This is a genomic window from Zobellia sp. OII3 (genome assembly GCF_002211465.1).
Lineage (GTDB): Bacteria > Bacteroidota > Bacteroidia > Flavobacteriales > Flavobacteriaceae > Zobellia > Zobellia galactanivorans.
The window spans coordinates 150,337-172,948 of record NZ_MWRZ01000002.1; the positions used below are offsets into that span (position 1 = coordinate 150,337).

General features: G+C 43.7%; 20 protein-coding genes. 8 read left to right on the top strand and 12 right to left on the bottom strand.

The genetic code is table 11. The features are described from left to right. Window positions 1-34 precede the first annotated feature (34 nt). From B4Q04_RS07765 to B4Q04_RS07775, 3 genes are read left to right on the top strand one after another with little or no spacing between them, the layout of a single operon-like run. Window positions 35-691, top strand: a complete 657-nt coding sequence (locus tag B4Q04_RS07765; protein ID WP_013995293.1) for a DUF4290 domain-containing protein — start codon at window positions 35-37, stop codon at window positions 689-691. Between the two features lie 16 nt (window positions 692-707). Continuing rightward, the gene (gene murA, locus B4Q04_RS07770; protein WP_013995294.1) at window positions 708-2,015 is read left to right on the top strand and encodes a UDP-N-acetylglucosamine 1-carboxyvinyltransferase; all 1,308 of its coding nucleotides are present in this window, start codon (window positions 708-710) and stop codon (window positions 2,013-2,015) included. Window positions 2,016-2,030: 15 nt separating this feature from the next. After that, window positions 2,031-2,351 (top strand): GNAT family N-acetyltransferase, encoded by a 321-nt coding sequence (locus tag B4Q04_RS07775; protein ID WP_013995295.1) that lies wholly within the window; start codon window positions 2,031-2,033, stop codon window positions 2,349-2,351. Between the two features lie 58 nt (window positions 2,352-2,409). On the opposite strand, the gene B4Q04_RS07780 is transcribed toward B4Q04_RS07775, so the two are convergent. Further along, entirely contained in the window at window positions 2,410-2,859 is a 450-nt protein-coding gene (locus B4Q04_RS07780; RefSeq protein WP_013995296.1) for a VOC family protein, read from the bottom strand. Window positions 2,860-3,158: 299 nt separating this feature from the next. Here B4Q04_RS07780 and B4Q04_RS07785 point away from each other — a divergent pair, with 299 nt between their 5' ends. After that, a complete protein-coding gene (locus tag B4Q04_RS07785; protein WP_088696485.1) occupies window positions 3,159-4,208 on the top strand; it encodes a DUF6340 family protein in 1,050 nt (349 codons plus the stop codon). A gap of 20 nt (window positions 4,209-4,228) precedes the next feature. Here the strand turns inward: B4Q04_RS07785 and B4Q04_RS07790 are convergent, their stop codons facing one another. From B4Q04_RS07790 to B4Q04_RS07800, 3 genes are read right to left on the bottom strand one after another with little or no spacing between them, the layout of a single operon-like run. Beyond that, window positions 4,229-5,539: a cryptochrome/photolyase family protein gene (locus B4Q04_RS07790; RefSeq protein ID WP_088696486.1), complete on the bottom strand. Its 1,311-nt coding sequence runs from the start codon at window positions 5,537-5,539 to the stop codon at window positions 4,229-4,231. Window positions 5,540-5,543: 4 nt separating this feature from the next. Continuing rightward, window positions 5,544-6,236: an SDR family NAD(P)-dependent oxidoreductase gene (locus B4Q04_RS07795; protein ID WP_088696487.1), complete on the bottom strand. Its 693-nt coding sequence runs from the start codon at window positions 6,234-6,236 to the stop codon at window positions 5,544-5,546. A gap of 13 nt (window positions 6,237-6,249) precedes the next feature. Beyond that, entirely contained in the window at window positions 6,250-6,747 is a 498-nt protein-coding gene (locus tag B4Q04_RS07800) for an SRPBCC family protein (protein ID WP_088696790.1), read from the bottom strand. Window positions 6,748-6,906: 159 nt separating this feature from the next. On the opposite strand from B4Q04_RS07800, the gene B4Q04_RS07805 reads away from it, so the two are divergent. Together B4Q04_RS07805 and B4Q04_RS07810 are read left to right on the top strand one after the other, a co-directional pair. Next, window positions 6,907-8,169: a T9SS type A sorting domain-containing protein gene (locus B4Q04_RS07805; RefSeq protein WP_088696488.1), complete on the top strand. Its 1,263-nt coding sequence runs from the start codon at window positions 6,907-6,909 to the stop codon at window positions 8,167-8,169. Between the two features lie 80 nt (window positions 8,170-8,249). Then, a complete protein-coding gene (locus B4Q04_RS07810) occupies window positions 8,250-9,095 on the top strand; it encodes a DUF2911 domain-containing protein (protein WP_013995302.1) in 846 nt (281 codons plus the stop codon). Window positions 9,096-9,198: 103 nt separating this feature from the next. On the opposite strand, the gene B4Q04_RS07815 is transcribed toward B4Q04_RS07810, so the two are convergent. The 7 genes from B4Q04_RS07815 to B4Q04_RS07845 all read right to left on the bottom strand — a co-directional run bounded on the left by B4Q04_RS07815 (window position 9,199) and on the right by B4Q04_RS07845 (window position 17,120). Next, on the bottom strand, window positions 9,199-10,941 hold the full coding sequence (locus B4Q04_RS07815) for a sodium:solute symporter (RefSeq protein ID WP_013995303.1): 1,743 nt from the start codon (window positions 10,939-10,941) through the stop codon (window positions 9,199-9,201). 107 nt (window positions 10,942-11,048) lie between these two features. Beyond that, on the bottom strand, window positions 11,049-13,574 hold the full coding sequence (locus B4Q04_RS07820; protein ID WP_088696791.1) for a PIG-L family deacetylase: 2,526 nt from the start codon (window positions 13,572-13,574) through the stop codon (window positions 11,049-11,051). 148 nt (window positions 13,575-13,722) lie between these two features. After that, window positions 13,723-14,268: a mechanosensitive ion channel family protein gene (locus B4Q04_RS07825; RefSeq protein WP_013995306.1), complete on the bottom strand. Its 546-nt coding sequence runs from the start codon at window positions 14,266-14,268 to the stop codon at window positions 13,723-13,725. 8 nt (window positions 14,269-14,276) lie between these two features. Continuing rightward, window positions 14,277-15,224, bottom strand: a complete 948-nt coding sequence (locus B4Q04_RS07830; RefSeq protein ID WP_088696489.1) for a septum formation inhibitor Maf — start codon at window positions 15,222-15,224, stop codon at window positions 14,277-14,279. Window positions 15,225-15,260: 36 nt separating this feature from the next. Beyond that, window positions 15,261-15,842: a Maf-like protein gene (locus tag B4Q04_RS07835; RefSeq protein ID WP_013995308.1), complete on the bottom strand. Its 582-nt coding sequence runs from the start codon at window positions 15,840-15,842 to the stop codon at window positions 15,261-15,263. Between the two features lie 2 nt (window positions 15,843-15,844). Next, a complete protein-coding gene (locus tag B4Q04_RS07840; protein WP_013995309.1) occupies window positions 15,845-16,372 on the bottom strand; it encodes a KdsC family phosphatase in 528 nt (175 codons plus the stop codon). After that, window positions 16,356-17,120 carry a Rossmann-like and DUF2520 domain-containing protein gene (locus B4Q04_RS07845; RefSeq protein ID WP_088696490.1) on the bottom strand — a complete coding sequence of 255 codons (765 nt, stop codon included), beginning with the start codon at window positions 17,118-17,120 and terminating at the stop codon, window positions 16,356-16,358. Before B4Q04_RS07845 ends, B4Q04_RS07840 begins: the two co-directional genes overlap by 17 nt. Window positions 17,121-17,417: 297 nt before the next feature. Here B4Q04_RS07845 and ccsA point away from each other — a divergent pair, with 297 nt between their 5' ends. Continuing rightward, on the top strand, window positions 17,418-20,621 hold the full coding sequence (ccsA, locus tag B4Q04_RS07850; RefSeq protein WP_013995311.1) for a cytochrome c biogenesis protein CcsA: 3,204 nt from the start codon (window positions 17,418-17,420) through the stop codon (window positions 20,619-20,621). Window positions 20,622-20,632: 11 nt separating this feature from the next. Here the strand turns inward: ccsA and B4Q04_RS07855 are convergent, their stop codons facing one another. Then, window positions 20,633-21,217, bottom strand: a complete 585-nt coding sequence (locus B4Q04_RS07855; protein WP_088696491.1) for an RNA polymerase sigma factor — start codon at window positions 21,215-21,217, stop codon at window positions 20,633-20,635. 119 nt (window positions 21,218-21,336) lie between these two features. On the opposite strand from B4Q04_RS07855, the gene B4Q04_RS07860 reads away from it, so the two are divergent. Next, the gene (locus B4Q04_RS07860) at window positions 21,337-22,488 is read left to right on the top strand and encodes a FecR family protein (RefSeq protein ID WP_088696492.1); all 1,152 of its coding nucleotides are present in this window, start codon (window positions 21,337-21,339) and stop codon (window positions 22,486-22,488) included. Window positions 22,489-22,612 lie beyond the last annotated feature (124 nt).

The following is a 22,612-nucleotide window of genomic DNA, read 5'->3' on the forward strand; positions in this document are numbered from 1 at the left end:
ACACTTCCTTATTTTTTAAGCAAAACTTTTCAATTTGAATTTAGTAGAAAACCTAGAATATAATACGGAACGGTCAAAATTGATCATTCCAGAATACGGACGTCATTTTCAAAAAATGGTGGATCACGCCATTTCCATAGAAGACGACGAAGAAAGAAACAAAGTGGCCCAGGCGATTATTAGCGTCATGGGAAATATTCAGCCACACCTAAGGGACGTACCCGATTTCCAACATAAATTATGGGACCAGTTATTCATTATGTCCGATTTTAAATTGGATGTAAAGTCGCCCTTTCCCATTACCAGTAAAGAGGTCTTGAGACAGCGTCCCGAGCCTTTGGAATATCCTCAGAATTTCCCGAAATACCGTTTCTACGGAAACAACATCAAACGTATGATCGATGTGGCCGTAAAATGGGAAAAAGGCGATATGCGCGATGGATTGGAATACGCCATTGCCAACCACATGAAAAAATGTTACCTGAACTGGAATAAAGACACGGTAGACGATAAGGCTATTTTCAAGCATCTTCTTGAACTTAGTGACGGTCAAATAGACCTGACGGGAGAGAGTCTTACCGATAGTGGCCAGTTCTTGAAGAACAGGGTGGCAAAAACCCCAAGAAACAACAACTCGGGAAAGAAAAATAACCAACGCAACAATAACAATCGCGGTAAAAAGCGATATTAATACTCCTCAATCTTACATGGGTACCTTTAAAATTGAAGGCGGTCACCAACTCTCTGGTGAAATCACGCCACAAGGCGCTAAAAACGAAGCCTTACAAATACTATGTGCCGTATTGCTTACCAACGACACGGTTACGATCCACAACATTCCTAATATAGTAGATGTCAATAAACTGATCGCATTGCTTGAAGATTTGGGCGTAAAAATCCAAAAGAAGGCAAAGGGATCGTACAGCTTTAAGGCTGACGACATCAATTTAGATTACCTACAGTCGGACCAGTTTAAGGAAGATGGTCGCGGACTTCGTGGATCTATTATGTTGGTCGGACCTTTATTGGCGCGTTTTGGAAAGGGATACATCCCTAAGCCCGGCGGTGATAAAATCGGTAGGCGTCGTTTGGATACCCATTTTGAAGGATTTATAAAATTAGGGGCCAAGTTCAGATATAACAAGGAAGAATACTTTTACGGGGTCGAGGCCAAAAAATTAAAGGGCACCTATATGTTGCTCGATGAAGCTTCGGTAACAGGTACGGCCAATATTTTGATGGCCGCCGTTTTGGCCGAAGGAAAAACGACCATTTACAACGCGGCCTGTGAGCCTTATTTGCAACAGCTGTGTAAAATGTTGAACCGTATGGGCGCCAAGATTTCCGGTGTAGGCTCGAACCTATTGGAAATTGAGGGGGTAGAATCCTTAGGGGGAACGGATCATACCATGCTTCCCGATATGATCGAAATAGGAAGCTGGATCGGCCTCGCCGCTATGACCAAAAGCGAATTGACGATTAAGAACGTAAGTTGGAACGACCTAGGACAAATTCCCACTGTCTTCAGAAAGTTGGGCATTACCTTGGAAAAGAAGGGCGATGATATCTTTATTCCCGCACATACCAACGGATACGAAATACAGAATTATATCGATGGCTCCATTTTGACCATAGCCGATGCGCCTTGGCCGGGACTCACTCCCGATCTATTGAGTATTATCTTGGTAGTGGCCACCCAGGCCAAAGGTGAAGTGCTGATCCATCAAAAAATGTTTGAAAGCCGTTTGTTCTTTGTGGACAAACTTATCGACATGGGCGCCAAGATCATTCTTTGCGATCCACACCGCGCCACGGTAATCGGCCACGATTTTAAATCGACCTTAAAGGCTACGACCATGGTGTCTCCCGATATTAGGGCAGGGGTTTCCTTGTTGATAGCCGCACTATCCGCAAAGGGTACGTCTACCATTCACAATATTGAACAGATCGATCGTGGATACGAAGACATCGATACACGCTTACGTGCTATCGGCGCCAAGATTTCCCGAGTATAATTAGTGTGTTTTACCATGGAAAAAAGAGATTATTCCCAGATACCCTTAGTGGATAAGAAAGGTGAGAAGGCTAGGTTTGAAATAGATGTTGACGGGCATATCGCCTTTGTGGAATACATGGTTTCAAAACAGGATATTGTCTATCTGACCCACACCGAAGTACCTTCTGAATTGGGAGGTCAAGGTGTAGGAAGTGCCTTAGTAGGGAAAGTGCTCGATTTTTTGAAGAAGGAAAAAAAGCAAATAGCACCTTTGTGTCCCTTTGTTGCGGCCTACCTCAAGAGGCATCCCGAAGTTGGGGAAGGTATTCTGGCCCCAGGGTACAACATCAAATAAACGTTTTAATCGTTTAGAGAGAATAAAAAAAGAGGCCCATGTGGCCTCTTTTTGTGTTTTAGTGCTTTGCGGTATTGATCTCTATCCAATACTTGTCGGGGTCTTGAATGTAAATCTGACGCACACCGTCGGAACGCAGGGTAACCGCGTTTTGCTCTCCGGGCCAGTCCCAATACGGAATGTTGTTCTTTTCCAAGTGGGCGATCATACCATCCAAATCTTGGGTAGAAAGGCACAGGTGCATCGATTTGTTCTTTTCAAAAGGGGCGAAATCTTTTTCTATAAGATGGATCTGAGAATTTCCACTTACAATAAACCAGCGAAAACCGGGCTTTTTATCCGGGTGGGGAGTTTCCTCCAGTTTTAGGATGTTGGCATAAAAGTCGGCGCTTACATCAGAATCTTCAACGACCAAGGCAAAATGGTCGATTTTAAAATCGAAAGTCTGCGCTTGAACACAGAGGGGGACGCCGGTAACAAAAAAGAGGGCAAGGAATAGGTTTTTCATGGGTAAGGACTAAAGTATGGTTTATGGAAATGCTTGCCACTGGGCCAGCACCTTATTGTAACGGGACGTAAGATACAAAAGCATTTTAATGTGGAACTAAAACCAGGGGGTGGATAGCTGTAAGTAAGGATTTTAAAGTCCGGTTTTTTAAGATTTCCCCTACTTTGTAGTGTTGTTGGTCGAGTTTATGGGTCATAGCTAGGCCTGAGGCAATAATTGGGGGCGCTTTTAGTTTAATATCGAACCTACTTTGCTTTTCTAAAAAATTTTGAAAAGCCTAACGATATAACTTTTGTCCCATGAGAAATCTTAACCGATTGTTTTCCGCATGTGTTATCCTACTACTTTTTTCTAGTTGTGCATCGACCAACAAACTTACGATGGGGGCTACGGAACCCGCCCGAATTACTTTGCCTTCCAATGCCGTTCGCATTGGGCTGATCAATAGGAGTATTCCTTCAGAAGAAAATAAGGTAGTCGATAAAATAGACAAGGTCTTATCGCTCGAAGGGCTTAACCTTGACAAGGAAGGTGCCGAATCTGCGGTAACGGGACTCTTTGATGAGCTTACCCGTAACGAACGTTTTGAGAGTATTACCATCATTAACGATATCGATGTGCAAAGAAAGGGTTTAGGGGTTTTTCCCGCAGCCTTGAACTGGCAAGATGTTCAGGAAATCTGTGAAGCCAATAATGTAGACGTACTTTTCTCTTTGGAATTTTACGATACCGAGACCAAGGTGAATTATGAGGCGACTACGGTGACCATTCCCAATAGCCTTGGAATAAAGGCTTCTTTACCGGGGCATAAAGTAACACTCAATACCGCCATAAAAAACGGTTGGAGGGTGTACGATCCACAGAGTAAGTTGATCTTGGATGAGTATATCGCCAATGACTATGTTACATCGGTAGGATCAGGGGTCAACCCCATGAAAGCCGTTGAGGCGGTAATAGGGAGGAAGGAAGCCGTTATACAACGCAGTAGCCATATCGGTAATTCATACGGTTACGATGTGCGTCCGTTACATAAAAGAATTTCAAGGGATTATTTCGTAAAAGGAACCGACAATTTTGTTGTGGCCAAAAGACGCGCCCAGACCGGAGATTGGGACGGAGCTGCCGCACTATGGGAAAAAGAAGTAAGCAACCCCGATGCCAAGGTAGCGGGTAGGGCCTGCTATAATATGGCCATCATCAATGAAATCAACGGAGATCTTGAAAAGGCCATGGAATGGGCTTCAAAATCGTATACCGATTATAATAACGGAGAGGCCTTACGTTATGTAAACATACTGAAATACCGTATGGCCGAGAAGCGTCAGTTAGAGCGACAACTTTCACGCTAAGCGAAAGTTGGACAATGGCCTTAGCTTAAGGCTTCCTTATAGGTGCTTAAACACCGTTCACGGGCTTCCTTATGGTCGACCATTTTATCGGCGTATTCCTTAGTGTTGTGTTCGGGGACCCATTTCGAGATATAGGTATGGTCTTTGTCAAATTTGTCGACCTGCGTCATTGGGTTGAAAATACGGAAGTAGGGTGCGGCATCCACACCGCTACCTGAGGCCCACTGCCAATTGCCTACGTTGCTGCTCATTTCATAATCCAACAACTTTTCGGCAAAATAGGCTTCGCCCCAGCGCCAGTCTATGAGTAAGTGCTTGCATAGAAAACTGGCTACCAACATACGTACGCGATTGTGCATATATCCGGTAGCATTGAGTTCACGCATTCCGGCATCGACCAGCTTAAAGCCGGTTTCCCCCTTTTTCCATTTTTCAAACTCACCCTCATTGTTCCTCCATGATATGCGATCGTATTTCTTTTTAAAGGCCTCATGCACCGTTCTAGGATAATGCCATAGGATCTGCATAAAAAACTCACGCCAGATCAATTCGTTCCAAAAGACCTCATTCTTTTCGGCTATGGCCTTTTTCATCATCTTTCGAACCGAAACGGTACCGAATCGCAGATGGGGACCTAAACGGGAAGTGCCGTTTTCAATGGCCGGATAGTTTCGGGTATCTTCATACTCCGCTACCAAGGTTGGGGTAAGGGTGTAATCGGGCACTTGTATGGAAGAGGTCTCAAAGCCCATATCCGATAGGCTAAGATTGGGTAAACGGGTATTTCGAAGGAGATGGTCCCTATAGGTGCTGGTGTAATGGATCTTTAAGTGCTTATCGGCTTCAAAAAGTGATTTCCATTTGTTTTTATAGGGGGTATAAACAATATAGGGGTCGCCATCGTTCTTTAGAATGTCGTCTTTTTCAAAAATGACTAGGTCCTTAAACGAATGAAAACCAACCTCTTTTGAGGCTAAAAGTTCTTTTACGGCCTGATCTCGTTTTTGTGCATAGGGCTCGTAATCGTGATTCGTATACACGGCATCGATAGTATAGGTTTCAAGAAGGTTTTTAAAAACGGATTCCGCAGTACCGTAATATAGGGCTATGGAACTGTGGTTATCATCTTGAAGGGTATCGCGCATGGCCTGGAGGCGTTCAAAGATAAAGGTGACACGGGCATCATCTTTTGGGAGGTTCTCAAGAATTTCCTTGTCGAATATAAAAATGGGCATAACGGCATGATTGCCTTTCAGGGCTTCAAAAAAGCCCAAGTTATCGTCTAGGCGTAAATCCCTTCGAAACCAAAATATGGAAATTGTATCCGACATAAGCTTAGCTTAAATTTAAGGTTGACATTCCACCATCCACTCCCATGACCTGACCGGTGATCCATGTACTTTTTTCACTGAGTAAAAAAGCGGCGGCACTGGCAATATCCTCTACTTTTCCGATGCGCTTTAGCGGATGTCTATGTGACATGGCCTCTATTTTTTTATCGTTGCTCAACAGGCGCTTGGCCAATGGGGTATCTACCAAGGAAGGCGCAATTACGTTGACCCGAATATTGGGAGCACATTCCGCGGCCAATGAACGGGCAAAACCCTCAACGGCCCCCTTGGCGGCAGCGATGCTGGTATGGTAGGGCATACCCGTACCCACGGCTACCGTGCTAAAAAGTACTATGGAACTACTCACGTCCATTAAAGGTAAAATAGTTTTTACCACTTTGACCATATTAAAAAAATTGAGTTGCATGTCCGTTTCAAAATTATCTAGGCCCATCATCTGAAAGGGCTTTAGGTTGATAGAGCCGGGGCAGTATACAAAGCCGTGCAGTTGGTCGGGAAGGGCAGTGGTGTCGATAGTATCATTATTACTATCAAAAGGCAGGTGTATGGCGTTGGTATTACCTAGTTGTCCAAAACTTCGCGAGGCTACATATACGGAATATTCGTTCTGAAGTTGTTTTACCAATTCAAGTCCGATACCGTATGAACCCCCGATTAATAGTATATTTTTTTTCATCTCTCGCTTAGGTTTAAAAGGATCTAAAGTAAAGTTCCCTGCTTCCGTTTTCTAGGGTTCCGAAGAGTTCGATCAGTTTTTTTTCCCGATAGGAAAAAATCTGCTGCAGCTGTCGTTTGACAACAATAGGGTGGGCAAGGCGACCAAAGATGCCAAAAGGAATTTTGTAATCGATGATATCCTCCATTTCCACACCACCTTCAACGGCTTTGATAAAGTGCTTGTGATGCCATAAGGCATAGGGGCCAAAACGTTGTTCGTCTACAAAGTATTTTCCTTCCTGTACATGGGTAATCTCGGTGACCCATTTGGTAGTATAGCCTTTAAAGGGGGAAACCGTATATTGAATGATCTGTCCGGAAAACATGGGCCGGTCGTCGCCAGACAATATTTCAAAACCCATGTGTTCGGGGGTGATGATTTTTAGGTTTTTTGGATCGGCCAAAAATGCCCAAGCGGCTTCCGGAGTTATCGGAAGCGATTGTTTGGCGTGTAACTGGTATAACTTCATATACAAATATAGCTTTATTTTGTTTAATAATTTTGCTTTATTGATAAACAAAATAACATCATCGGTATACGACACTCCTACGGGACTTCTTGATTTTAAATGAAATAAGGAGGATGGAATATTGGTTTTGATTTTGTACATTTCCCTCAGAACCGGATTATGGGAAAGAAAAGATTGTTTCTGGCGCTTTTTTTTATCGGTCTATCCCTGTCGGCCCAAGAAGCCATAAGGGAAGTAGGCGAGATGCCCGATGGCCTGTCTGAAAGTTCGGGACTCCTTTTTTTTAATGATCGACTGATTACCCATAACGATTCGGGAAACTTGCCCGAGCTGTATGAAATCGATACCCTTTCGCTTACCATAAGCCGTACCGTAACCATAGGGAACGTATCCAACCACGATTGGGAAGATATCGCCCAAGATGAAACCTTTATCTACATTGGTGATTTTGGTAATAATAACGGAACCAGGGAAAACCTGGCCATTTATCGAATTGCCAAATCCGATTATTTGACATCGAATACCCTGATGGCCGAAAAAATTGAGTTTAGCTACGAAGACCAAACGAGTTTTGAAAACAACGGGAATAGCGATTGGGATGCCGAGGCCTTGTTTGTTATGGAAGACCAGCTGGTCGTGCTGACCAAACAATGGAATACCCAAGGAACGGTGGCCTATGCCGTGCCCATCGAACCCGGAAGTTATAAGGCCAAAAGACTGGATGGATATGCTGTGGATGGTTTGGTCACGGGGGCCGATTATGACCCCGTATCCGGGCAACTCTATCTTGTGGGATATAGTCCAAGTCTTTCCCCTTTCTTGTACAAGATCGATGGGGCAAGCAAAACCAATATTTTTGAAGGGCCCGTTGAACGGCTGAAAGTAGACGTGAACGTGGCACAAATAGAGAGTATTGCCCAAGTGGATGCCGAAACCTATTTCCTGAGTTCGGAGCGTTTTGAAAGAGCGGACCTTGGTTTTTTACTGAAGTCAAAATTATATGCGTTTTCAACCGACCCTGTAGATACCGAAGAAGAGGAGGAGCCAGTGGAAGAGGAAGAACAGGCTGAAGAAGAGGAAGAAGGGCAGGAAGAAAATCAAGAGTCAATTGACGAAGGGGAAGATGAAGGAGCGGTCGATCCTATAATAGGAGGGCCCGACCCAGAAACGGATGGACTTCCATCAGATAGATTGATCTTGAAAAAACAATTCGGCAGTCCGTTTTTGGAATATCGTTTAAGTCATGACGATAGGGTTTTGGGAAGGGCTTTATACGATGCTTCGGGCCGGCGTATGGCCTATACATTGGGCAGTCGTATCGATAGTAATTCAATAGATATTTCAGGATTAAGGACGGGACTTTATTTTGTTACATTGGTTCTGGAGAACGAGGTGCTTTCCCGGGCTTTTATCGCCCCATAATTCGGCTTTATTTAAGAGTTTGTTAACAGATTAGGAGGGGTTTATATTTAGATTTGTAAAAATCTAAAAATTAATTCAAAATGAAAAAAATTCTATTCTTAGCGAGTGTAATGCTTGCTTCTGTTACAATGCAGGCCCAGATTGCGACGCCGGCACCGAGCCCGGCCTCTAAGTTGCAGCAGACCGTCGGTTTGACCGAGGTAACCGTTGAATATTCAAGGCCTTCTATGCGTGGAAGGACGATTTTTGGAGGACTTTTGGAGTACGGTAAACTTTGGAGAACCGGTGCCAATGCCCGAACCAAAGTCACCTTTAGCGACGACGTAAAAGTAGACGGACAAGAGCTCAAGGCGGGTTCTTATGCCCTTTACACAAAACCAGGAAAAACCTCTTGGGAAGTTTTCTTCTATACGGAAGCCGATGGAGGGGGAACACCTAAAGAATGGGATGATAGCAAGGTAGCCGCAAAAACTACGGCGCAGGTGTATCAATTGCCTGTCGATATCGAAACTTTTACGATTACTTGGGACGACTTGGGTACCAACACCGCAAATTTAGGATTGATGTGGGAAAGAACCTATGTGGCCGTGCCTGTTGAGTTTCCAACCGACAGCAAGGTAATGGCAAGTATCGAAAAGACTATGGCAGGAAGCCCTAAGGCCGATGATTACTATGGAGCGGCCGTGTATTATTCAAGTGAAGGAAAAGACATTAAAAAGGCTTCCGAGTGGATGGACAAGGCCATGTCAATGATCGAAGAGCCTGCGTTTTGGCAATTGCGTCAGCAGTCGCTTATCCAAGCTAAGTCAGGGGATAAAAAGGCAGCTATCAAAACCGCTAAAAAATCCTTGAAAAAAGCGAAGGAAGCAGGTAACGATGATTACGTTAAAATGAATACCGAATCAATCGAAGAGTGGAAGCGCTAAACAATCCTTTACTTTATAAGCTATAAAAAATCCCGGCTCCTTAACGGAACCGGGATTTTTTTATGGCTTGTGAAAATACAAAGCAAGTCGTATTCCCTAGTATCTATGTATTGGAGGATTCTATCGGCGGTTTCTTCAGTAAGCGGTCGAAGCCTTCAAAGACAAGGGCCATTAGAATTACCATGCCCGCACCTATGAAGTTCAACCATAAATAGCCTAGTTTTTCTTCCCCGGTAGGGTAGATATAGATAAGGTTATAGAAGAGTACGAAAATTATAAGTTGGGTCAACAGGGCGGCAAAAAATACGGCGTTGCCCTTTACGAACTTAAAGAAAAAGGCCAATAGAAAAATACCAAGTACGTTACCGTAAAAGATGGAGCCGATAATATTCACCAGTTGGATCAAGTTGTCAAAAAGGTTGGCGATACTGGCAATGAATATGGCTATGATTCCCCATAGCAGGGTGAATCCCTTGGTGACCTTTACGTAATGGGCCTCGCCCAAGTCGGCCTTCGCATTCCTTTTGTATAGGTCAAGGGCCGTTATGGTACCTAGGGCGTTCAGCTCCGATGCCGTTGAAGACATGGCCGCCGAAAGAATGACGGCGAGGAGTAAACCTATGAGTCCTTTAGGTAGGTTGTTAAGGATAAAATGGATAAAAACGTAATCCTTGTCATTGGTTTCGACGATGTCATCGGCCTGTTTGATCAGGGCTCGGGCCGCGGCGCGATTGGTACTGTCTTTGGTGTTAAGGCTGATGATTTGCAATTTGGCCTCTTCGACCACGCTGTATTCCTTTAATTCAAGGGCCGCAGAAAATTTGTGTTGGGCCATTTTCTTTTCTTCTTCCAAACGCTCTTGTCCCTTTTGTAGAATGCTATAGTCGTCGGCGTATTCAGAATTCATAACCGCTTCGGTAGCCGCAGGGTTGAAATTCAAGGGGGAGGGATTGTATTGGTAGAATACAAATACCATAACCCCCACCAAAAGGATAAAGAACTGCATAGGTATTTTTAGAATACCGTTAAAGACTAACCCTAGTTGACTTTCGCGCAATGATTTTCCTGAAAGGTAACGCTGTACTTGGCTTTGGTCGGTTCCGAAGTACGACAAGGCCAAAAAGAGTCCTCCAGTAATGCCACTCCAAAAGGTATATCTGCTTTTGGTATCAAAGCTGAAGTCCACAATGTCCAATTTATTACTGGCACCGGCTATTTTAAGGGCCTTTCCGAAGTTGATATCGGCGGGCAGGTAACCGAGGATAAAGAAGAACGTGATGAACATACCCGTCATGATGATGAACATCTGTTGCTTTTGGGTAACGCTTACCGCTTTGGTTCCTCCGGAAACGGTATAAATGATAACGAGCACCCCGATAATGATGTTAAGGGTGCGTAAGTCCCATCCGAGCACGGCAGAAAGAATGATGGAGGGCGCGAAAATAGTGATACCCGCCGCCAAGCCGCGTTGGATCAGAAATAGAATGGCCGCTAAGGAGCGTGTTTTTAAATCAAATCGATTCTCTAAAAATTCATAGGCGGTATATACCTTCAGCCTGTGATATATAGGCACGAAGACCAAACATATGATGATCATCGCCAAGGGGAGTCCGAAATAGAATTGAACGAAGCCCATACCATCGTGAAAGGCTTGCCCTGGCGTAGATAAAAATGTAATGGCACTGGCCTGGGTGGCCATAACGGACAGACCTATGGTCCACCATTTGGCATCCTTCCCACCACCGACATAATCGTTCACGTTTTTGCTGCCACGGGTCTTATAGACGCCGTAGGCCACAATGAACAGCAGTGTACTCGATAAAATAATCCAGTCTAATGTTCCCATTTACGTAAAAGCGGTCATTAAATAGCAAAAAATCAGCACGTATACGATGTTCAGTATGAGTACTAGCGAATATTCCTTTTTCCAATCGAACTTGTCTAACATAGTATTTAATTCAATTTGGTGGGTTGTACGTTCTTTTCTAAAGAAAGCATATTGGCGAACAACTTATAGGCCCCTGGCACACCGGCGGGCAATTCCCTAAAGAAACTCAATCCGGTATAGATATAGTTCCCTTTTCCGTAAGGTGTCACCAAAAGGCTTCCCTTTTTCGGGGATTCCCCCTTGTCGTGCATAGAGAGAACAGGTGTAAACTCCTTGGACCATTCATTTGGAAAATAAAGTCCGCGTTCCTGTACCCATCCCTCAAAATCACTTTGGCCGATCGTATTCGGGTAATTCATAAGTGCGTGTTTTTTGGCCAATATCTTTACTTCTGAATTTTCATCCGTTACCCTATCACGGGATAAGGTGATGGGGTAGGGCGCCAAATTTTCAAGTTGCTTACCTCGTCTGCTGGCCGTATTGTACTGAACGATCAGATTACCTCCGTTTTCAACGTAGTCGAAAAGATAACGCTGTTTGAATTTCAGTTCCTCTACCACGTTATAGGCCCGAATGCCTACAACGATTGCATCGTACTTGTCTAAGGAGCCCTTAGTAATCGTATTGGGCTCAATAATGTGTACAATGTAACCAATTTGTCTCAAACTTTCGGGAACTTCATCGCCGGCCCCTACAATATAGCCGATATGTTGCCCCGATTTTTTAATGTTCAAACGTACGACCTTGGCTTCTGAAGGTAGCAATACCGACTGGGTAGGAACATGGTCGTAGGCTATGGTCACCAATTCCTTGGAGATTTGCTTCCCGTTTAATTTTATGATCGGTGAAATATAACTTTCATCTTCGTTTTCCGGTGGGGTCAATGTGAAAACAAGGGTTTGCTCGTCGCCTTTTTTGGCAATTTCAAAGGCTTGCGATGCCACATCTACCTTCCATCCCTTCGAATGCTGCAGTTCTAGCTCGCCTTTGATATTATCGGCATGGGCCCTGATGGTCACCGGTATGTTTTTAGACTTGCCATCCGCAAAGATCAAGACTTTGTCGTTAAATCGGGCGGTAGCTTCGGGCAGCACTTCAAAGGGCTGAAATAGCTCTCCCTTGTCAGGTTTTGCATAATGGTGTATAACGGGGCGTTCAAATGCTATGGTGCGACCGCTTAGTTCAATTTCGAACTTGGCCACAAAGGCGCGTGGGGTTTCGGGCTTGCCGATAAGTTTTTGGTCGCCTACCTTGTACATGCCCAAACTCCCTTTTTCCTTTAACCAATACGGACTGGTGAATTCTGTGGTCTTTGGAATCTGCAATTCGATTTCAAAAGTTTCCTTTTTATTGTTCGCTAAGGGGATGGAAGGGGCAATACGGGCATCTGAAGAAGAAATAGATATATTTTTTAACTTCATTTGCACGGAACTACGATTAACGGCTTCAATGTTTACTTTAACCTTTCCTCCTGGATTGGCCAAAGCCGTTTCCGCTGAAGCTTCGAGGTATAGGCCGCTTATATCGGCAATGATGTCTTTTAATTCCTCTGTCTTAAGCTTCCTCCAATAAGGGTCGTCTACTTTTTGAAGCAAGTCGTATGCAGCCACCAATTGGGGCAGATGTTTTGATGGGTCGGTGAAGTCAAAGTTCCTTTCCACTTCATACAAAATATCCCCAACGGCTTTACCACCCGATACGCGAGACCAAGAGGTGTCGATACCTTCGAAAATATCGCCCGAATTTTTCGGCATCGTTCCTTTCAACAACTCTATATATTCGTTTTCTGAGCCTCTTTGTGATAATCGGCCAAAGCCTTGGCACAAGTGTTGGCTACTCGCCAAAGCGGCGATCTCGTTATTCGATTTTCCTAAAATAGGGTAGTAGGTGCCAATGTCTAAATGGGCCATGTTGGACTTGTCCGCTTTTTTGAATTTTTCCTCGCTGCCATAAAACCACCACGAAGTGTTGAAAAACAACCTTTTGGGTTGCCAAGTTTCGGTGAGTTCTAATTGATCGCTATAGGCATTCTTGTCATTAGCGAGGTCAAAGGCCTCAAAACTCAACATGGCGGAAGAGGTATGGTGCCCATGTGTGGTACCGGGACTCCTATGATCGAAACGGTTAATGATCACATCGGGTTTGAATTTTCTGATAGCCCAGACAACATCGCCCAATACGGCTTCCTTATTCCATATTTTTAAGGTTTCATCAGGGTGTTTGGAGTAGCCGAAATCATTGGCCCTCGAAAAAAACTGTTCCCCGCCGTCAATGCGCCGCGCCGCCAAAAGTTCTTGTGTACGTAAGACCCCTAACAGCTCACGAAGTTCCGAACCGATCAAATTCTGGCCTCCGTCGCCCCTCGTCAACGAAAGATATCCCGTACGAGCCTTAAGCTTGTTCGAGAGATAGGAAATCAAACGGGTATTCTCATCATCGGGGTGGGCCGCTATATAAAGCGCGGTACCCAAAAAGTTTAATTTTTCCAGAGAATGGTATATTTCGGAAGAGGACCGTTGCTCGGGTTTTTGTGCAACGACCAGGGACGATGATAAAAGTATTCCTGTAAAGAATACTAGAAAATAGCGCATAAAGTTGGTTTTTGTTCGGTAGAAGCCACTATTTAGTAGAGGTGGCACCATACCAAAGATAGAAAGTTTAAAGGGCTCGACTGCTTTTTTAAAACTTCTTTAACAAAATAGATTTCCCTCTTGTTGCACTAAAGAATCCTCTAGGGCACTAGGCTTCCTCACTACCGTCAGGATCGTCCTCCGAATTATAGATAAGCGTAACCGCTTTTTGCATCATCAGGTTGTTCGGATAGATGAGGAGTTCGCCATTTTTCTTTCGTAAACTCACATGAAAAGCCCTTATATCCTCTATTAAAAAAGGTTCTTCAATTTCCATGTCCTTATCCATGATCTTCACTCGATCGCCAATTTTAAACGGGAAGGAGAAAAATAAGATGACACCTGCCGTTATATTGCTCAAAATAGACCAACTGGCGAATAGGGCCACCCCTATAACCGCAAATACCGAAGAAAATACGAGGCCTACTTCCCTAAAGTTAACGCCCCAAATAAATGAGATGACACCAAAACCGATTACAGTCCATAAGGTGGATGCATATTTGGTGATCAACAGGGTTCTTGCCTCGACAATATCACTGATCCTGCCGATTTTACGAATAGTCTTATCGGTTATAAATTTTAGAATGATCAGCAGGCCAAAGGTAATGACGGTTCCGATCAATTCGTGTCTGTAGGAAAAAAGAAATTCTTGCATAGCACTAACTATAGGCCTAAACTATCGCGCAAAGATATATGCTTATTTCCGTTTTGTCGCCAATAGGGCGTTTTTAATGTGCTGATTTTCGTAGCCGTAGAAGTCATAATTTTTGCGTTCTTGCCAAAACCGCTCGAAAAGGTATCGGACCAGCTTTCGATACTATGCGGAAAAGCGGTCGTAAAATTGATTTTTAAGCTTCTTTCTAGCTCGGGATAGGCTATTTCGTAAGTGGAAATGCCGTCTTTGCTACTTAGACTGGTAGTTGACTTATATGGTTTTAATTCTTTGTGGGACAAGCGAATATATTCCAACGAGGGGATAATGGTCAAATCTCCCGTAGGTAAACTTTCAGGAGAGATCCGGATTTTGTTCCAAAGCTCGTTTTCAAGTATGGTTTTCTCTAGTTTGAAGTCTTGGTCGGCCTCGCTTTCGAAATAGGAATGCGATGTAATATCAAATTGTTCCCGATTATTCAGCTGAGCATATACCTGTCCGCACCACTCTTGTGCCGAAAATGAAACCTTGACTGCATGGTCGTTATCGTGTACCGGATAAAAGGTACTCGTCATTATAGAGTAGGGGTAGATGCCCGTAAGGTATTTTTTGGTCGCGTTGAGTTTTAGTACGGGGATATTGTCAGGATGGTTTTCGTCCGCTTTCACTTGCTTTTCTTTCAAGAAAGGCTCGGTGACATATATAAGGACCGATTTGCCATCTCTGATTTCGCCATAACGAGCCAGTTCTAGTTTATAGGATGTAATCTCGGCATCACCGGCGTACCAATAGGCTTTAAATTCTTCCGAGAGGGATTTTTTGGGGAGCTTCTGGGCCTTTTCGGAATGAAGGGCCATAGCTTGTTCCTCATTTTTATTGGTTTCCTTACAAGATTGGACAGATGAAACCCATAGGGCAAGAAGTATGGTCAATAAGCCTTTCGGTATTGCAGTTTTCATAGGATAGTAGTTTTGTTTAAAAATAATCAAAAAGAACTACTTGACCATTTCAATTAACGTTTTGTATACCAATTGGGTAGGGAGTCCTACTACATTGGGGTACGATCCTTTTATCTCTTCAATGCCTGTTAGGCCTATCCATTCTTGAATGCCATATGCCCCGGCCTTATCAAAGGGCTTGTAGGTGTTGATATAGTATTTGATTTCCTCGTCGGATAGTTCCCTGAACTTCACCTGTGTCACCTGGTGGACAACTTTTTGCGAGCTGGAAGTGGTAAAACAGACCGAGGTAATGACTTCGTGCCAATCACCGGAAAGGGCCTTGAGCATCTCAAAAGCTTCTTGGGCATCGGCTGCCTTGGCCAATGATACGCCCTTGTGCCAAACTACGGTGTCGGAGGTAAGCAGTATTTCCCCAGGGGCCAAGGAGCCTTTAAAGGCACTGGCTTTTAGTTGGGCCAAATAATCGCTGATTTCGCTTCCCTTTAACTCAGGGGGATACACCTCGTCGACCGATTTGAGCCGGACCTCGAAGGGGAGTCCCATTTCCTTTAAAAATTGATGTCTTCTAGGGGAACCGCTGGCCAATATCAGGGTGTGGTGTTTCAGGTCTAGCATAATCAATCGTTTGCTGCGCTAAAATTGCCGGCCCAATCGCCCTTTACTTTCAGTACTTGTTCAATGACGTCCCTGACACAACCTTCGCCGCCATTTTTATGGGAAACGTACATTGATATCGCCTTTACTTCGGGCACCGCGTTTTGAGGGCATGTTGGGAGGGCTACCCTTTGCATGGGGGGGATGTCGGGAATGTCATCGCCCATGTACAACAGGGTACTCGTATCGATGCCGTGAATGTCCATGTACTCTTCCAATACCTCCATTTTATGGTGGGCCCCCAAATAGATGTCGGTGACTCCCAAGGCTTGCAGACGCTTACGTACCCCTTCGTTGGTACCTCCGGAGATAACGCAGATCTTATAACCTTTTTTCAGGGCGGTCTTTACGGCGTAACCGTCTTTGACACTCATGCGTCGCAGCATTTCGCCATCGGTGGTTATCACTAAGGTGCTATCGGTAAATACACCGTCAACATCAAAAATAAAGGTATCTATATCTTTAAGGTACTCTTTATAGCTCTTTTCCATAAGTTGTTTGTATTGATTTGCTCAGGAGTTCATAAACTGTTTTGAACTCGGGATTTTTTATTTGTTCTAAATGCTTCGTGATCGTTTTGGAGTCGTTTCGCCTGGCCGGTCCGGTCTGCGCGGCGTAAGGTGAAAGGGTCTCTATTTTTTTTGCGGTTTCCTGAATGAGGGGGGCCAGAATTTTAAATGGAACCTTGTTCTCTTCGCAAATTTGTGCGCCTATATGGTATAGGTGATTGGTAAAATTGTTTACAAAAACGGCGGCCAAGTGAAGGCTTCTTCGCTCTTCGGTCCCTATCTCATACACACTTTCGGAGATGCGGGCCCCGAGTTCCTTTAATAGGTTTAAATCTTCCTCGTTTTTGGCCTCTACACAAATCGGCACCTTGCTAAAATCGACCGGATTGGACGAACTAAAAGTCTGTAAAGGATAAAAGACCCCGCTTCTTTTGTGTCGCGAAAGTTCTTCCATGGGGGTGCTTCCGGAGGTGTGCGCCACCAATTTATTTTTATCCGTAAGAAGCTCTGATACAGTTTTTATGGAGTTGTCACTTACTGCGATAATATAAATATCGGCGTCCGCTAGTACCGAAAAATCGGAAGACGTTTGGACCTGTGTTGCAAACTTGGATAGGGCTTCTTCGTTCCGGCCGACAACTTCTACGACCTTTACGCCGTCGGCCTGTAAAAAAGCCTTGAATAAGTGAGTGGCCACATTGCCGGTACCTAAAATACTAAGCTTGATCATGGGGCGAAAATAAGCATATATTTACGTATAGAAGGCTTTGTTCCTTTGAAAAATATGCTTTCGCCGGATAGCTTGAACATTGCAAATGGAACGGGGAGTTTTTTGTAAGATAAGCGATTCGTAAAAAGAGGCCCCAAGGTTTTATATTTTTGAAATGGACTTCTTTTTTTCAAAAAGACTTCATAAAATTTTCACTTATAATTAACAGTATTGTCAAGACTTTAGGGCTGTCAATTTTCCTGTAAATAATAAAAAGGGCGTATTTTTGCGTGCTGAAAACCAATTCAGCTGCTGACGATGAACATGCTCAAAAAATTCTTTTTCTCCACTCGCTTGATGTCCGTTCTTTTTATAGTCTTTGCGATAGCAATGGGGCTAGGCACTTTCGTCGAAAGTAAATATAGCACTGAAACGGCTAGGATCTGGATATATAACGCGTGGTGGTTTGAGGCGATCATGGTCTTTTTTGTCATCAATTTTATCGGGAACATGTTTCGCTACCGTCTTTTGAGGTGGGAAAAATGGGCGGTCTTGGTACTTCACCTTTCATGGATATTCATTATCATAGGGGCTTTCGTTACCCGATATATCAGTTATGAAGGGGTAATGCCCATACGTGAGGGGAATTCTGAAAAAATATTCTATTCCGATAAGACCTATCTAACGGCCCATGTTGAAGGTGAGGTCGAAGTAGAGGTAGATGGTGAAGAGAAAAAGGAGTTCCAAAGAAAAACGCTTCAAGAAGATATCATTGTTACGCCTGAGGGACTAAAATCGAATTTACCCTGGAAATCGGACTTCAAAGGGATTCCTTTTACCATTTCATATGTAGATTTTATCAAAGGGGCCAAACAAGGATTGGTTCCCGATGAAAACGGAAAAACCTATTTAAAGATCGTTGAGGCCGGAGATGGCCAGCGTCACGAGCATTTCTTGGAAAGCGGAACGGTTACGAGCATTCATGGCGTACTTTTCGCCTTGAACAAAGAAACCGATGGCGCTATCAACATTTTTGAGGATAAGGGCGAATATAAGATCAAATCCGCTTTTGACGCGAGCTTTATGCGTATGGCCGACCAGTTTCAGGGCCAAGTGGCAAAAGATAGTTTACAAGAACTGCAATTGCGCTCCTTGTACAATACGGCGGGTATGCAGTTTGTTATTCCCGAACCGGTAGTAAAAGGCAAGTATGGCGTAGTTAAAGTGCCTAAGGAGGAAGTGACCGATGCTACCATGGATGCCTTGGTCGTTGAAATTAATGTCAACGGTGAAAAAACCAGGCAAAAATTATTGGGAGGTAGGGGTAGTGCCGATTTTACCGATAAGATAAGTTTGGGCGGTCTTGACTTTAAGCTTAGTTATGGCTCTAAAATTTACGAATTGCCCTTCAGTATTAAACTCAACGATTTTATAGCTGAAAAATACCCCGGAACGGAACAGGGCTACAAATCTTTTATGAGCAAGGTGACCGTAGAAGATGACCGTCCGTTCGACTATAGTATCTATATGAACCATATTTTAGACCACAGGGGCTACCGCTTCTTTCAGTCGAGTTTCCATCCCGATGAAAAGGGAACGGTCTTATCGGTCAATCATGACCAATGGGGAACCGGCATCACTTACTTGGGATACTTCTTACTTTATATCGGACTTATGGGGATTATGTTCTTTGGAAAAACACGCTTTAAGGATTTAGGGGCATCGTTGGAAAAGCTCAAGGGCAAGAAGGCCAAACTTACCGGTATTCTTGTTCTGGGAATGTTATTGAACGTCAACGCCCAAGAACATACCGCCGATGACGGTCACGACCATAACAGTTCCGCACCTACACAGCAACAGATCGATTCAGTGTTGCGTACGACCATCGTATCTAAAGACCATGCCGAAAAATTCGGAAAACTGGTGATCCAAGACGATGGCGGGCGAATGAAGCCGATCAATACATTTTCATCGGAGTTGCTTCGAAAACTTAGTTTAGACGATATTTATAAGGATATGAATGCCGACCAGGTATTCTTATCGATGATGTTGCGCCCTGCCGCATGGTATAACGCCCAGTTTTTAGCGGTCGACAAAAAAGGAAAGAACGATAGTATAAGGCACGTAATCGGTATTCCGGAAGGTCAGACCCACGCCAAGGCTACCGATTTCTTTGATGAAAAGGGAAATTACAAATTGGAGCCCTTTTTGAGACAGGCTACCGCGACCAATATTCCAAATCAGTTCGACAAGGACCTTAAAGAGGCCAATATCCGTTTGAGCCTTTTAGACCAGGCCTTAAGTGGTAGGATCGTAAAGATCTTCCCCTTGTTGAACGACGAGAACAACAAATGGATTTCGGCCGTGGAATTTAGGGGAGGCCAATACCAGGTTTCCGATTCCCTTTATGCCAATTTTATAAAGAATTCACTTCCCTACTACCTAATGACCTTGCGCAAAGCCAAGGAAACAGGTGATTACACTGATGCCGATAAGCTTTTGGAGGCCTTTAAACAGAACCAATTGAACCACGGTGCGGAAGTCTTGCCCTCACAGGCCAAGATCAATACAGAAGTGGTGTACAATAAGCTCGATATTTTTAACTACCTCTACCGCTTATATGCCATGGTAGGAGTGTTGATGTTCTTTGTGTTGATTTTCCAGATCTTTAAAGACCGTTCCATCTGGCGCGCCACCGTTTACTTTTTTAAGGGAACGATTTTTATTCTGTTCCTGTGGCATACGGCAGGGTTAATATTGCGTTGGTATATTTCAGGACATGCACCATGGAGTGATGCCTATGAGAGTATTCTGTATGTATCGTGGGCAACCATGGGGATGGGACTACTTTTTGCGAGGAAAAGTGATATGACTATCGCTGCATCGGCTTTTGTTGCGAGTATGCTATTGACCATAGCCCACTTGAATTGGGTCGACCCTGCAATTTCCAATTTGGTTCCCGTACTGGATAGTTATTGGCTAATGGTACACGTTGCGGTTATTGTGGCGAGCTATGGACCGCTTTCCGTAGCCATGATTCTAGGTTTGGTCTCCTTGATTCTTATGATTTTTACGAACAAGAAGAACAAGGCGGCAATGGAGTTGAATATTAAGGAATTGACCATAATTAACGAATTGTCGATGACGGTAGGTTTGGTCATGTTGACCATAGGGAACTTCCTTGGGGGGCAGTGGGCCAATGAAAGTTGGGGGCGATATTGGGGTTGGGACCCCAAGGAGACCTGGGCACTGATTTCGATTATGGTGTACGCTTTTGTACTTCATGCACGCCTGGTACCCGGTTTGCGCAGCAAATGGACCTTTAATTTTTTAAGTGTTATAGCCTTCGGTAGTATTATGATGACCTACTTTGGGGTGAACTACTATTTGGTCGGACTGCACAGTTACGGACAGAGTGGTGCCGCGGCCATAACACCCGATTACGTATGGTACATTGCTCTCGGAGCCGTGATTCTCGGGGCTATCAGTAATTGGAGGTATAGGGTCAACTATGTAAAATAGCCCTTAGGGTTTTAGTTAGGCCTTGTCACTGGGTATAGAATAAAGAACATACTTTTGTATTCGGTCGCGAGCTCCTTTCTCAGGGTAGAAAAGGCTTTGGTAATCTGGGCCTCGACCGTCTTTATGGAAACGTTGAGATGGTGGGCAATCTCTAGATTGGTCAATCCTTCATTTCTGCTGAGCAAGAATACTTCCTTACATTTGGGAGGAAGGTTTTCTATTTCCCTTTTAATTTTTGAAATCACCCCTTCCAAGGAAATATCGTCATGGGCGGCCGTAGCTTTTTCCAAAGCATTGAAGTACTTCTGCTCCAACACCATTGTTGAGCGCTTCTTTTTGTATTGGTTGATAAACTCGTTATGTACCGATTTGAAAAGGTAATTCTGTAAAGAGGCCGTAATACTTATTTTTTTGCGCTGCTCCCAGGTCCTTAAAAATACATTTTGCAATATATCTTCTGCCAAAGCATGATTGTTGGTTAAGGTCAAGGCATATCCATACAAGCGTCTGTTGTAATGGTCGACCAAATAAATGAAAGCTTCTTCTTCTCCGTTTTTTAATCGCTCAATTAAAAATATATCCTTTTCGTTATTCATAAAATATTAAGGTTGGTCATGGTCTTAAGGGGGAATTATTACAAATATGTAAAAAAAATTACAAAATAATTAGGGTATTGTGAATTTGCTTTGTCATTACTAATAGAAAAGGCATAAATGTGATACTTCCAGAAACGGAAAACCGTATTTTAAAATATCTGACCAACGAAGCAAGTGCTGATGATCTGGACTTTCTGTCCGATTGGATTCTCGTGAGCGAGAACGAATCACGCTTTGAGGCATATGTTAAAATATATTTTGAAACAATGTTGGCTATGAACGAACCGGATACGGACAAGATAAAGAAAAAGCTTTTAGAGGAAATCAAACGTGATAAACGGAAGACCTCTGGTGCGCGGTTTCAAAATATGTTCAAATATGCCGCTGTGGCCGTTTTGTTCTTGACTATTGGCTATTTGTACCAAATCGATTTCTTCGGCAAAAAGAAAAACGAGGCCCTTGTTCCGGGCGAAGCCCAGATAACCATAACCATGGACAATGGTACGGTAGAATCTTTGGACCCCAACAGAAAAGGAAAGGTTAAGGATGCCAAGGGCAATGTGGTAGGAAATCAAGACAAGGGAAAACTGATTTACACGGGGAACCCCAACTCCAAAGAATTAGTCTATAATACCTTACATGTGCCCTATGGCAAAAGGTTCGATCTTGTTTTATCTGACGGCACCCGTGTATTTTTAAATTCAGGGACTACCATGCGTTACCCGGTTACATTTCATAAAGACAGGGATCGAACGGTTTTCTTGGAAGGGGAGGCCTATTTTGAGGTAACCAAGGATGATGGCCACCCCTTTGTGGTCAATGCCGATGAAATGAACGTAAAGGTGTTGGGTACAAAATTCAACGTTTCCCATTATCTCGAAGACTCAAGTATCAACACCGTACTTGTTGAAGGGGCCGTGGAGCTACACAATAAAGGAAGCCTTAGTGGAGAAGCTGTGCCTCTTGAGCCGGGATTTAAGGCGGAAATGAATAAGGGCGACACCGAGATTTCCATAGAAAAAGTGAATACTAGGGTATACACGGCATGGATCCAAGGAAAGCTGATTTTTAGGAATAGTTCTTTTCGACAGATACGCCAGACCCTAGAAAGAAAATACAACATCAAGATTCATAACGGGAACAAAAATCTCGATGAGCAATTGTTCGATGCCACCTTTGACATTGAATCGATCGATCAAATACTGCAGTCGTTTAGTAAAAGTTATGCCATAACCTATAAAATAATAGACAATGAAGTGATCATAGAGTAAAAATGACCAAAAGACCATTGGGGCAAAAAAAATCGGAAAATGCGGACACATTTCCCGATTAGCTTAAAGTGGTCTAAACTAAATTAAACCAATTAACACCGTAAAATTATGAAAAAACTCTTTA